12 protein-coding genes are annotated in these 13,356 nt (G+C 38.1%); 2 read left to right on the top strand and 10 right to left on the bottom strand.

The window, feature by feature from the left end:
- Positions 1-18: 18 nt before the first annotated feature.
- The 7 genes from DRF61_RS13215 to DRF61_RS13245 all read right to left on the bottom strand — a co-directional run bounded on the left by DRF61_RS13215 (position 19) and on the right by DRF61_RS13245 (position 5,952).
- Complete coding sequence (locus DRF61_RS13215) at positions 19-1,260, bottom strand: MFS transporter (RefSeq protein WP_111957765.1); 1,242 nt, start codon at positions 1,258-1,260, stop codon at positions 19-21.
- Between the two features lie 73 nt (positions 1,261-1,333).
- Positions 1,334-2,902, bottom strand: coding sequence for a ribonuclease Y (gene rny / locus DRF61_RS13220; protein ID WP_111957767.1), 1,569 nt, complete (start codon positions 2,900-2,902; stop codon positions 1,334-1,336).
- Between the two features lie 228 nt (positions 2,903-3,130).
- Positions 3,131-3,418: a cell division protein ZapA gene (locus DRF61_RS13225; RefSeq protein WP_111957769.1), complete on the bottom strand. Its 288-nt coding sequence runs from the start codon at positions 3,416-3,418 to the stop codon at positions 3,131-3,133.
- Entirely contained in the window at positions 3,418-3,720 is a 303-nt protein-coding gene (locus tag DRF61_RS13230; RefSeq protein WP_111957771.1) for a hypothetical protein, read from the bottom strand. Before DRF61_RS13230 ends, DRF61_RS13225 begins: the two co-directional genes overlap by 1 nt.
- A 140-nt stretch (positions 3,721-3,860) precedes the next feature.
- Positions 3,861-4,643 carry a type IX secretion/gliding motility protein PorT/SprT gene (porT, locus tag DRF61_RS13235; RefSeq protein WP_111957773.1) on the bottom strand — a complete coding sequence of 261 codons (783 nt, stop codon included), beginning with the start codon at positions 4,641-4,643 and terminating at the stop codon, positions 3,861-3,863.
- Between the two features lie 3 nt (positions 4,644-4,646).
- Complete coding sequence (ubiE, locus tag DRF61_RS13240; protein ID WP_111957775.1) at positions 4,647-5,378, bottom strand: bifunctional demethylmenaquinone methyltransferase/2-methoxy-6-polyprenyl-1,4-benzoquinol methylase UbiE; 732 nt, start codon at positions 5,376-5,378, stop codon at positions 4,647-4,649.
- Positions 5,379-5,382: 4 nt separating this feature from the next.
- On the bottom strand, positions 5,383-5,952 hold the full coding sequence (locus DRF61_RS13245) for a hypothetical protein (protein ID WP_111957776.1): 570 nt from the start codon (positions 5,950-5,952) through the stop codon (positions 5,383-5,385).
- A gap of 101 nt (positions 5,953-6,053) precedes the next feature.
- On the opposite strand from DRF61_RS13245, the gene DRF61_RS13250 reads away from it, so the two are divergent.
- Together DRF61_RS13250 and DRF61_RS13255 are read left to right on the top strand one after the other, a co-directional pair.
- Positions 6,054-7,121 carry a 3-oxoacyl-ACP synthase III family protein gene (locus tag DRF61_RS13250; protein WP_111957777.1) on the top strand — a complete coding sequence of 356 codons (1,068 nt, stop codon included), beginning with the start codon at positions 6,054-6,056 and terminating at the stop codon, positions 7,119-7,121.
- Between the two features lie 67 nt (positions 7,122-7,188).
- Positions 7,189-8,394 carry a metallophosphoesterase gene (locus DRF61_RS13255; protein WP_111957778.1) on the top strand — a complete coding sequence of 402 codons (1,206 nt, stop codon included), beginning with the start codon at positions 7,189-7,191 and terminating at the stop codon, positions 8,392-8,394.
- A 160-nt stretch (positions 8,395-8,554) separates the two neighbouring features.
- On the opposite strand, the gene DRF61_RS13260 is transcribed toward DRF61_RS13255, so the two are convergent.
- From DRF61_RS13260 to DRF61_RS13270, 3 genes are all read right to left on the bottom strand, one after another.
- Positions 8,555-9,307, bottom strand: a complete 753-nt coding sequence (locus DRF61_RS13260; RefSeq protein WP_111957779.1) for a polysaccharide deacetylase family protein — start codon at positions 9,305-9,307, stop codon at positions 8,555-8,557.
- Positions 9,308-9,391: 84 nt separating this feature from the next.
- A complete protein-coding gene (locus tag DRF61_RS13265) occupies positions 9,392-10,357 on the bottom strand; it encodes an NAD-dependent epimerase/dehydratase family protein (RefSeq protein WP_111957780.1) in 966 nt (321 codons plus the stop codon).
- A gap of 105 nt (positions 10,358-10,462) precedes the next feature.
- Entirely contained in the window at positions 10,463-13,315 is a 2,853-nt protein-coding gene (locus tag DRF61_RS13270; protein ID WP_111957781.1) for a TonB-dependent receptor plug domain-containing protein, read from the bottom strand.
- Positions 13,316-13,356: the final 41 nt, after the last annotated feature.

The following is a 13,356-nucleotide window of genomic DNA, read 5'->3' on the forward strand; positions in this document are numbered from 1 at the left end:
TTTGTTAAAACTGTTATATTATTCAATAAATTCCAGGTCTTTATCATGCGTTTCTGATATGGTCAGCGAGGAATAAAAAGCCAGTCCGAATACAACAATTCCTACAATTGCAGCACTTATAATGACAGTAAAATTATTTTTCAGCAGATCAAATGCCAGGATCATTACGGGCACCAGACCTCTTACCATATTGGGAACGGTAGTGGTTGCCGTATTCCTGATATTGGTCCCGAACTGTTCTGCGGCCAATGTCACAAACATAGCCCAATAACCTGTACCTAGACCTAACCAGACACAGAACATATAGTATTTTGTTTCTGTATTGGTATTTCCAAACAACATGATCGCCACTCCTATTATGGTAAACAACAGCATATAAAAAATAGCCATTTTCCGGGATTTCAATGCATGGGAAATAAAACCGCTCATCAGATCACCAACAGAAATACCTACATAGGCCCACATAATGGCTTTTCCCGGGTTAAGATCCTTTATTCCTAATTCAGGGGCAAATTGATTGGCTAAAACTGCCAGAATGCCTATACAATACCATGTAGGCAGACCTACTGCTATGCATTTGAGATATCTGGTCAAACGCTCTTTGTTGGTAAAGAAGGAAAGAAAATTTCCTTTGGAGACGCTTTTATGCTCTATATTTTTATAAATTCCTGACTCTGAAACGCTTACTCTTAAAATCAACAACATGATGCCCATAATTCCACCGATAATGTATGAAATATTCCATCCTCCGGCCAGTTCTACAGTGAGCTGAGCCACTACAGCTCCCATTAATCCGAAACCGGCTACTACTGAAGTCCCTATCGCCCGCAGGCTCTTTGGCAGGCTTTCAGAAACCAGGGTAATTCCGGCTCCAAGCTCTCCTGCCAGCCCTATTCCCGCGATAAATCTTAAACCCGCATATTGGTATACCAAATGCTCTTTGGGAAAATAGGGCAAAAATCCACATGCGATATTGGCAAGAGAGTATACTAAGATAGACCCGAAAAGTACGGACAGTCTTCCTTTTTTATCTCCAAAAATTCCCCAGAAAACCCCACCGATAAGAAGTCCTACCATCTGGCAGTTCAGTATAAAGGTTCCGTCGGCATCGGGATTCAGGCCTAAAGCTTTTAAACTCGGAATTCTTACGATACCGAATAACAGCAGATCATAGATATCTACAAAATAGCCTAAGGCTGAAATAATAACGGGGATTGAAAAGATGTACTTCAGTTTTGAAGACAGAGACAGTTCTTGCATTTTTAAGTTTTGATAAAAATAAAAAACCTTTCAATCTCTTGAAAGGTTTTTATTAAATATCTTGATCCTGCTATTATCTTGCAATATTCACAGCTCTTGTTTCTCTGATTACCGTTACTTTTACCTGTCCCGGATACGTCAGTTCATTCTGGATCTTTTCAGAGATGTCATAAGATAGCTGATTGGCTACTTCATCACTTACTTTTCCACTTTCTACCATTACTCTCAGTTCTCTACCAGCCTGGATCGCGTAAGCGCTTGATACGCCATCGAAGCTAAGTGCTGCAGATTCAAGATCTTTCAGTCTCTGAATATAAGATTCAAGTACCTGTCTTCTTGCTCCCGGTCTTGCTCCTGAGATGGCATCGGCCACCTGGATGATCGGTGATAACAGTGACTTCATTTCAATTTCGTCGTGGTGAGCTCCGATTGCGTTAACCACTTCTGCATTTTCACCATATTTTTCAGCCCACTGCATTCCTAATAAAGCGTGAGGAAGTTCAGACTCCTGCTCAGGCACTTTACCGATATCGTGTAAAAGACCTGCTCTTTTAGCTAATTTTACATTTAATCCTAATTCTGCAGCCATTGTTGCAGCAATATTTGCTACTTCTCTTGAGTGCTGTAAAAGGTTTTGTCCGTAAGAAGAACGGTATTTCATTCTACCTACAATCTTGATCAGTTCCGGGTGCAATCCATGGATTCCAAGATCAATGATTGTTCTTTTTCCTACTTCAATAATTTCTTCTTCGATCTGTTTTCTTGTTTTTTCTACTACTTCTTCGATTCTTGCCGGGTGAATTCTTCCATCCGTTACCAATCTGTGAAGGGACAGTCTTGCAATTTCTCTTCTTACCGGGTCAAAGCATGAAAGAAGAATAGCTTCCGGAGTATCATCAACGATAATTTCAACCCCTGTCACCGCTTCTAAGGCACGGATGTTTCTACCTTCTCTACCAATGATTCTTCCTTTTACTTCATCTGATTCAATATTGAAAACTGATACTGAATTTTCGATTGCCTGCTCGGTTCCGATTCTCTGGATCGTCTGGATAACAATTTTTCTGGCTTCGTTCTTAGCATTTAATTGTGCTTCTTCCATGATTCCCTGAACGTGTGCCTGAGCTCTTGTTTTAGCTTCTGCCTTCATGGTTTCCACCAATTCTGCTTTAGCTTCTTCTGCCGTATAATTGGCGATTTTTTCAAGAATCTCTACTTTCTTAGTAGTAGCCACATCCAGTTCCTGCTGTTTTCTGTCTAAGATCTCATTTTTCTTAGCGTAATCTGCAATTTGCTTGTCCAGGTCCTTTTCAAGTTTTCCGGTCTTGCTAAGCTCATCATTAAGCTTGTGCTCCTTGTCTTTAATTCTCTTTTCAATCTCCTGCATTTTTTTTTCGCGGGATTGGATATCCGCATCATGCTGGGATTTCAGTTCCAAAAATTTTTCTTTGGCCTGTAGATTCTTTTCTTTCTTTATGGATTCAGCTTGAACATTTGCTTTTTCTATAAGGTTTTCGGCATTTTTCTTTGCATCATCTACAATAAATTTTGCTTTGGTATTCAGCGAGCTTTTAGAGAAAAGAATCCCTATCACTGCTCCTACAACTAAGCAAATAACGCCGACTATAATGGCTGTTGTCATAATATATATTGAGTTTTAATTGTCTTACACTTATTAAATAAAAAAAACCTACAACAATTCAGGGATTGAGAGTAAACTCCTAATCAACACGATTTGAACTGATTTCCTCTGTCTGTAATCCGGGAGACCCGGCACGCCATTCAGCGGACATTTGCTCGGTAATTGTTTAGCGTTGAGTTTACCTTAAATGTGTTAGAATTATTGTAGGCAGTCTGATGGGAAAAAAATCTATTTCCCAATTTCATTCAACGACTGATTAATCTGCACTAATCTTTCGTTGGTAGAATTTATATTTTTTTCGTAGTTAAGAGAAACTACTTCAGCGTTGGTTCCCAGTTTCAGGGCACACATAGCCAAAGCATCCTGTTTATCTCTTACATCGAAGTTCTGTTCAAAATCTTTAATCATACTTTCAATCTGCTTTCCTACTTTACGCAGAGTTTCTTCCTCTGCGGCCGGTACGTTCAGCGGATACACCCTTCCTGCAATGTTGATGGTTATTCTTCTTACATCCATTATAATCCACTGTTTTGAAGCTGCGCAATACAGAAATCAATTTCTTTTACCAATCTGTTGATATGGTTTTTCATTAATCTGTTGTGTTCAGGATTTCCTGATATTGCTGAATAAAGTTTTATATTTTTTTGTTCTTCTGCTAATACCTGATTTCTTCTTCTTTCCTCATCATATTTCGTTTTCAGCTCTTCATGCTCAACAGTTAATTCAGATAGTCTTTCAGTAAGATTTTTATAATTCTTTTGTAAAAGCAAAATCTTTTTCTCTAATTCTGAAAAATTATTTTCTAAATCTTGAAGCATTTCAGGTTTTCTATATTCTAACTAATAGCAAAAGTAAAAAAATAATAACAGTAACAAAAATAAAAGTCTCTATATTTTGATTGGACACGAAAAAAAGGAGATGCACCAGCACCTCCTTTGTATTTCTAATGTATATTTTCTTATTCGAATTTAAGAACAAACATTACAGCTCTTGTCTGAAGTGTAGACATTGCAGTTGCCCAGTATGGAGGCGTTGTTGCATTATCTGCCACTTTCTCGTTATTCATGAAGAATGTTCCTCTGATAGCCGGAGTCAGTTTAAATTTGTTGAAATAAAACTGGATTCCCATTTCTGCAGACCACGCAAAGTTATGCGTTGTAGATCTGAAAACCTGCTGCATGTTGTCATCTTCAGAATCCGAATTGGACTGAAGATTCACCACATAGTTCACCCCCGCCGCAATATAGGGTCTGGAATTGTACCATCTGTTGCCGTGAAGTTCCAATAGTACAGGAACGTCTACCAATGTAGATTTAATCTCTCTTACTTTGTCTTTTTCTGTTAAAGGAATTGGAGTAAAAGGTGGATTCGTTAATGTTCCAGCAGCATACTGGTCATTGGACTGGGTATTGAAAGTCAACTGCCTTTGAGCAAATTGCAAGCCTGGTTCCAATCTTAAATCCAGATAATCATTCAGTCTCCATTTGGCGATCAAACCGGCCCCGAAACTGTAGCTTTCTTTAGATTTAACAAGATTCTGATTACCTTCCGCACCATATCTTGGATGTAGGACGATACGGTAGTCTAGCCTGTTGCCGTTCAAATAAAAACCCCAACTGAATTTCTGCTCGTCAAAGTCTTCCAACTTATCCATTCTGTTTCGGGTTCTGAATTGCGCATCTGCAAAAACTGCAATATTAACTGAGGCTAAAACCAGTGCTCTTAATAGAAATTTATTCATAGGTTACTTTGTTGCTTTATAAATTGTGGCTATACCTAAACTTAATTTTTTATATTCTACTTTCTTAAATCCTGTATCTAAAAGAATTTGTTTCATCTTTTCCCCGAAAGGAAAAGCATTTACAGAATCCGGAAGGTATGTATATGCCCTATTATCTTTGGAAACCAGTCTGCCAATGGCAGGTAATATATTTTTGAAATAAAACATATAAAATGGTCCTAAGAACCCCTCAACCTTTGAAAACTCCAGTATATAAACACTTTTGTTATCTTTAACTACTCTTCTTAATTCTGCCAAACCTTTGGTAAGGTTTTCAAAATTCCTCACTCCAAATGCAACGGAAACAGCATCGAATCTATTGTCCTCGAAAGGTAAATTTTCTGCATCTCCTTTTTGCATGGAAATTTTGCCGTCTAATTTAAGTTTTTTTATTTTAATAACGCCAACATTCAGCATTTGTTGTGATAAATCCAAACCAATTACTTTTGCATCGGTTCCTTTTTCAATCGTAATTGCTAAATCTCCCGTTCCTGTAGCCACATCCAGCACTTCTTTCGGATTGTCTTTTTTCATCATTTTCACCAATGTATTTCTCCATATGATATCAATTTTCATTGATAAAACACGATTCAGAAGGTCATACTTCGGTGCAATATTGTCGAACATATCCTCTACCTGGCTTTTCTTGGTAGCCTCAGAATTGTAGGGAGTAACTTTGGTAATATCTTTTGTCAAAACTTTAAAACTTGTAATATTCTTTGTAATAATTTAGGAAATCCTGCTTTCTGAAGATCTTTGATCTCGATTCCACCTTTTGGATGTTCTTGATTACCTTATCGTAATCTTCGTCTACATTGTAATAAAAATCTTCAGTATAAAGCTTATTGAAGTGCCTTGCTCCTCCGAAATAAGCTTTTCCGTCAATTGTGATTTTGTCCAGGGCCAAAAGTAATGAATCTTTTTTAAGATTGTACCCATAATATTGATCATTAATATAATAATCCTGATGAGCAATATTGATCAGTCCACGGATTTTATTTACTTCAAATGCAGAATCATACAGCATTTTCCTGTTCTGGTCGAAAACTTTGATAGAATTTTTTCCTTTTTTTATGTCCACATGTACATACTGACCCGCAGAAATAACCCCTTCGGAACCGTTATTGATCTTAAAATAGTAGGTATTGGGTGTAGGGTTGTCTACTACAAAATAATTTTTCTTGGCTAAAAAAAAGAAGTAGACCCCAAAGGCAACGATAAACACCACAGCTGCAATAAGTAAGCCTTTTAAGGACGAGTTGTTTTTCATACGATTGTAAAGTACAATTTTTGCAAATTTAATAATATTTTTAATTCTCCGTTATTAATATTAATTATTAACTTTGCATCTTTAAAAAATCATATAAACGAATGCCGAATACGATCATTATTGGTTCCGGATCCTATATTCCTAACAGAGTTATTGGTAGAGATTATTTCATGGATTCTGAGTTCTACACTGAAGACGGAGTTAAGATTGAAAAACCTGCAGAAGAAACCATCGCAAAGTTTGTAGAAATCACAGAAATAGAAAACAGAAGATTTATTGAAGACGATCTTTCCAACTCGCAGATCGGCTCTGAGGCTGCCAAAGCTGCCCTTGAGGATGCTAAAGTAGATGGCGAACAACTGGACTACATTATTTACGCGAGCAACTTCGGAGAAGTTACTGTAGACGGATATGTGAATTTTATGCCCAATATGGCAGCAAGAGTAAAAAATAAGCTAGGCATTAAAAACAGAAAATGCATTACTTATGATATGATCTTCGGATGTCCGGGATGGGTGGAAGCCATGATCCTTGCAGACAATCTTATCAAAGCAAAAGCCGCTAAAACCATTCTTGTAATTGGTGCAGAAACGCTAAGCCGTGTTACTGATCCGCATGACAGAAACAGAATGATCTTTGCTGACGGAGCCGGAGCAGTGGTAGTACAGGCTACTGATCAGGAAAACGTAGGAATCATTTCTCACAACACAATCTGCGACAACGGTCCGGAACTGTGCTATCTTGAAAATGCACCTTCCATTAACGCCAATGTAGACCAAAGACGTCTTTATGTAAGAATGCAGGGAAGAAAGATCTATGAATATGCCCTTAAAAATGTGCCTTCAGCCATCAAAGAAACTATTGAAGATGCAGAACTTTCCATTGAGGATATCGATAAAATCCTGATTCATCAGGCGAATGCAAAAATGGATTATGCTATGATCGAAAGACTCCACAAACTGTATGACGTGAAGGATTACGACCATTCGATCTCTCCTATGACAATCCAGAACCTTGGAAATACGTCTGTAGCAACCATTCCTACGATGTACGATTTAATAATTAAAGGAAAAATGGAGGGTCAAACGTTTAAAGATAAAGGTAACATTGTGATGACTTCGGTAGGTGCCGGAATGAACATCAATGCTATCGTTTACAGATTTCCTTAAAATATTTAATTAACAAAAAAATATAAAGCACAGGGAAACGTATTCTTTGTGCTTTTTTAGATTTATTATGCAAAGAAATTTTTTGATCATTGCTGCCATCTTCCTGCTTCTTGAGGTCTATATATACCAGGCTATCAAAACATTAACCGATAATTTCTGGATAAGGCTGGGTTATTGGGTAGTTTCTTTAGCTGTATATGGGATATTCGCCTATGAAGTTACTCACTTCCAAAGATCGGACAGAAGTACGGTCAGGGCGCAGATTATGATCTCATTATTCCTGATCTTTATTCTGCCGAAAATTTTCGTGGTCTTATTTCTATTAATCGATGACATCTTCAGAACTGGAGGATATTTAATAGGATTAACACAGCCTAAAGAGAACTTTTTCCCTGAAAGAAGAAAGTTCTTGAGTATGGTAGGGTTAGGTCTCGGAGGTGTTCTTTCTGCTCTTTTTATTGACGGAATTACATTCGGAAAATACAGACATACGGTAAGAAAAATAAAAGTAAAAATACCCGGGCTTTCCAAAAGTTTCGAAGGCTATAAAGTGATCCAGATCTCTGATGTTCACAGTGGCAGCTTTTCTGATCCGGACAAACTACAACATGCCATTGACTTAATTAATGAGCAAAATCCTGATCTTGTTCTGTTTACAGGAGACATGGTCAATAATGTTGCGGATGAATTCAAACCTTTTATTCCGCTATTTTCCAAGATCAAAGCAAAAGACGGAAAATTTGCAGTGCTGGGAAACCATGATTACGGCGATTATGTATCGTGGACGTCTAATGATGCCAAGAAAAAGAATCTTGACACGCTTATTGAATATGAAAAACAGGCCGGCTTTGATATGCTGAGAAATGAAAACAGGGTCATTGACAGAAATGGAGAAAAGCTATACATCCTCGGTGTCGAAAACTGGGGACTGAAGCCATTTCCTCAATTTGGAAAGATTGATGACGCTTTGAAAAACGTCCCGGAATCCGCTCCGAAAATATTAATGAGCCATGACCCTACCCATTTCGATTATGTCGTAAAAAAACACCCTGGAAACATTCACCTGACACTTTCAGGACACACCCACGGGATGCAGTTTGGCTTGGATCTTAAAAATATAAAATGGTCTCCGGTACAGTACCGTTACCCAAAATGGGCCGATCTGTATGAAAGTGAAGGGAAAATGCTGTATGTTAACAGAGGGTTTGGAGTTCTGGGCTACCCAGGGAGAGTTGGGGTCTTGCCGGAAATAACTCTTTTTGAGCTGTCTTAAATAGTCTCCCGCAGATTTAGCAGATGTTTATGGATATTATGATCTATAGCCAAAGATAAGCAGGTTCAATAATGCCCTTATATCTTAACAATGTACGATCCAATTACAACGCAAACATCTGCTAAATCTGCGGGAGCATAAAAATCCTCGAGAAAGAAATTTAAAAAATATAATCCTTCATACGGGAAGTGGCAAGTTCCTTCTCGTTAATCCAAGTAAGGAGGGCATCCAGTTTGTCCTCCATTTTTTTGCCCGAAAACAGGCTTCTGTAAAACGGAATATCAAATCTGTATTTTTTAAAATCGGTGAACTGCCAGGAATTGAGATAAATCAATACAAAATCATCATTTTTGAGGGTTTCAAAAACCATATTCTGATAATAATTCATCGGCAGGATCTGAAAAACAAAATCATTATAGGGTAGCTGGCTGTATGGTGAGATACTTTCAGGGACAATACTCAGTCCGTCTTCTTCAATGATTTCTGTATCTCTTTTCAGCCTTTTGAACGGAAAAAGGATATCTGCATTATCAATATTGGAAACATAATTAAACTCCAGGGATTTTAGATCCTGTAGAGGAAGCTTGAAATCTTTCTGCCTGATTCCTCTAACCTGTTTTTCCAAAAGGTCTTGAATATTCTTCTTACCATTTTCAATTTCCTGAAGATTGGAATTCAAATTATAAAAAGCAATTTCATGCCCTTTGGATGAAATTGCTTTTATTAAATTCTGCAGTTTTTCTGCGATAGAAATCTCTACAAAAAAACTTGCTTTTATATCATGAATATCTAAAATCCGAAGAATAGCTTTTGTATTATCTTCTGTGATTTTCAGTCTTTCCCCATCAGAAATTTCTGCAACGTTTTTCGCTTCAGCTTCAATATTCAGGATGTTAAAAGTCAATAAAATCATTTAAATTAAGTTTTAGATAATATTTATAATTAATTAAAAATCAGATGTTAAAATAACTTTTATTTAAACATTAACTTTAATCAATTAATTTTTATTCAATTTTACTTTAAGATTCTTAATCATGTCTTTCGTCATTTCAGAAATTCCGAAATCATAAGTCAGCCCCCAGTCTTTTTTCGCTACGGAATCATTAATGGAAGCCGGCCACGAATCTGCAATTGCCTGTCTGAAATCCGGCTGATAATCGATAGAAAAATCAGGGATTTCTTTCTTGATTTCTTCTGCTAATTCTTTTGGAGTAAATGACATTCCACCTAAATTATAGGAAGAACGAACGGTAAGACTTTCCTTCGGAGCTTCCATTAATTTCAATGTTGCGTTGATCGCATCATCCATATATAACATCGGCATTCCTGTATCTTCGGAAATGAAACTGGTATATTTTCCTTCTTCTATAGCTTCGTAAAAAATCTCAACGGCATAGTCTGTTGTACCACCTCCAGCCGGAGTCTTCCACGAAATAAGTCCCGGATATCTTATACTTCTTATATCTACTCCATGCTTGTCGAAATAATATTCACACCACTTCTCTCCTGCCATTTTGGAGATTCCATAAACTGTTGTAGGATTCAGAACCACATCCTGCCCTACATCATGTTTTGGGATTCCTTTCCCGAATACCGCAATTGAGCTTGGCCAGAAGATCTTTTTAAGAAGGCCTTCCTTTGCCATTTCACAAAAATGAAGCAGAGGCTCAAGATTCAGTTTCCATGCGAAAATTGGCTGTTTTTCTGAAGTTCCTGACAAAAGCGATGCTAAATGATACACTGTTGTGATTTCGTAGTCTTTAACGACTTGCCTTACCAGCTGTGTATTGGTAACATCCATTCTTTCATAATGTCCGGCAGCAGTAATTCCTTTTTGCCACCTGTCCAGTCCCGATGCTACTACATTATCAGCTCCGTGAATTTCAACAAGCCTGTTTGTCAGTTCGGTGCCGATCTGTCCCAGAGCACCCGTAATTAGTATTCTTTCCGTATAGGATTCCATTTTACATATTTTTTTAGAATTCTACAAAAGTAAAAAAATCATACCAACCAAAATAAAAAAGGTATGCATAAACATACCTTTTTCATAATATCTAAAAAGAAGCTGTTAAAAGCTCAAATTAACTCTTGCAAAAAGAAATCTTCCATTCATTCCAAACTGGGATGTATTTCTGGAATAAACAAACTGATTCTGATTGGTAAGGTCTATAGGAGCAGCATTAACGTAAGTCAAATTACCAGAAGCATCCAGGGCAGGCACTTTTACCGCAGTTGGTCCGTAATTTTTATCCGGATAAATATCAAATAAGTTATTAGCCCCAATGGTCAGCCTGAAACTGTCACTGAATTTGTATCCTACGGATAAATCTGTAATTACCTTGCCACCCCAAACAGGATGCTCTGTAGCAACAGCCTGTCCATTAATGATTTCGCCATTTACAATACCATCTCCATTAGCATCCATTGTATTCGGGTCGGTAACTTTTCCGAAATACACATTTCTCAAAAGCACATTAAATTTACTAATTTCCAAGGCATTATTCAAAGAAGCTTTAAATCTTGGCACAGCTTCTTCAAGATAAATCCTGCTGGATTCCGAGTAATAACGATTGACCTGCCCTGCTTTAATCAAGGCATCAGAACCATGAATATCTCCTACTCTGTTGGTTTTGGATACTGTCACTGCCAGATCAGAATTTAACGAAAATTTCTCGGAAAACCTCCCTCTGTGAGAAATCACTCCTTCTACTCCTTTAGTCTGGGTATCAATAGCATTAGCAAAAAATGTAGCCGCATTGGCATTGGCCTTATCAAAAAGGGCCTGCAGATTTTTTTCCGGGCTTCCGTCAGCATAGGTTCCGGCCGGTCTTGAGAACTGATCGGTAAGAACCACCCTGTTTTTGATCTTAATATAATAACCGTCAACAGTAAAAGTAAGGTTAGTTTGTGGAATTTTCGCTGTGAAACCTACAGAATAACTCGCTGACTCCTCCTGTTTCAACTGGGGAATACCAAGAAGCCTAGCAGCTTCTGAATCATTTGAAAATGTACCTACCTCAAATGCTACCCCTCCTACAAACTGAGTTGCGGTAGCATTGAAATAAATCTGCTGTAAAGATGGAGCTCTGAAGCCTGTAGAATGAGCCGCTCTTAAATTGATCTGATTTGTCAGCTTATACCGGGTTGCAATTTTGTAATTGAAAGTGGATCCAAAATCAGAATAATTTTCATACCGCAAAGCAGCACTCAAAAGCCATTTGTCCGTAACATCCAGTTCGGTATCCACATAAGCTGCAACAGACTGCCTGCCTTTATTCAGAGCGTTTTCAGGTCTAAAACCCGGGAATACCTGTGATCCGCCCGGCCTGGTAGCCCCTAAAAAATCAGTTGGCTTCAAAGAAGCAACAGTTGATGGAGTCTGGATTTTCCCATTGATATCATAAAGCGCCCACGATGCCTCTTCTCCGTTTTCTATTTTATACCGTTCAAACCTCGCTTCTCCTCCGAAAGCTACATTAAAGCCTTTCAACCAGTCAAATTTTGTATCGAAATCTGCATTGATCGTGTTCTGCATAAAGCTCAGTCCACCTGCATCAAATTCCGTTTTGCCAGGATAGGACATGGATGCATTGGCGGTATTTTTAATAGTATAATCAAAAGTATTCTGTCCAAAGGTATTGCTTATGTCATAGTTGACATTCCCTAATTTCCCTTTAAATCCGCCCGCAAAAGAAAGATCAATAACATCAGAGGCTATTTCCGGTAAGAAACCGTTCGGATATAGGGCTGTAGACGTTCTGTTTTGGTTGGGTCTTCTGAAAAAGCCTGCTGCATTACCATCTCTGTAAGAAATTCCCCCAAAAGCGTATCCTTTCACAGATGATGAAAGATCAAATTCAGAATTCATAAAAAACTGGCCGGACGTCAATTTCGACTGCCCTACCCGCATATTAAAATCATCCCTTGTTAATTTCCTGTAAGCCAGTTCATTTTCAGTTACATTAACTTTCAACAGGTTCTGCAATTGCGTAATAGTGCTCGCAGATTGAATATCAGCCTGCTGCTGTGCCGTAAAATAACCGACCTGCGGGGCATACTGATGGATATAATTTATAATCTGCTGTGTATTTGGAGTATTGCTAATATTACCAAAAAGTGAAGAAATATTTACCCCGTTTTCCAACGCTCTCTGTTCAATTGCATTATAGGCATTAAAAATATCTCCGCTTGCCGCCATAGCTCTTCTGGTATCGTCTCTGCTTAATAAACTTGCTGTGAAATTGATAAATCCATTGGTCCCGATTTTAGTCCCGTAATTAAGATCTACCTGGTATTTTCCACCATCCCATCCTCCATGATGGTCATTAGATCCTTTTGAATTGAAAGCTCCCGCTGTAATGGCGGCTGTAAAAGCATTGGTGTTTTTCTTCATAATGACGTTGATAACCCCTGCAATAGCATCAGATCCATATTGTGCAGAAGCTCCGTCTCTCAGCACTTCCAGCCTCTCAATAGCAAATGCAGGAATCGCATTGAGATCAGTACCTACCGATCCTCTCCCCGGCGAACCATTGATATTGACCAAAGAAGAAGTATGTCTTCTTTTTCCATTGAGAAGAACCAATACCTGGTCAGGCCCGAGTCCTCTTAACTGGGCAGGATCAACATGGTCCGTTCCATCTGCTACAGTTGTTGAGTTAGATGTAAAAGAAGGTGCTGCGTAATTCAGAATCTGATTAAGGTCCATCTGAGGACTTAAAACTGACTGAGAACCAATATTAATAACATCTACCGGCACCGGAGTGTCAGTAGCAACCCTTGCCTTATTCCGTGAACCAATGGTGATCTTTACTTCATCCACCTGGTTGGTCTTTATTGAATCCTTAGTTTGCGCATTGGCATTTGCTGAAATAAAAAACAATACTCCAAGCAAAGCAATTTTTTGGTAATTTTTATTCATATGTATTTTTTTAAGTGGCAATTGACCTTATAAAAATACAT

It is taken from the genome of Chryseobacterium lathyri, from assembly GCF_003290185.1.
Lineage (GTDB): Bacteria > Bacteroidota > Bacteroidia > Flavobacteriales > Weeksellaceae > Chryseobacterium > Chryseobacterium lathyri.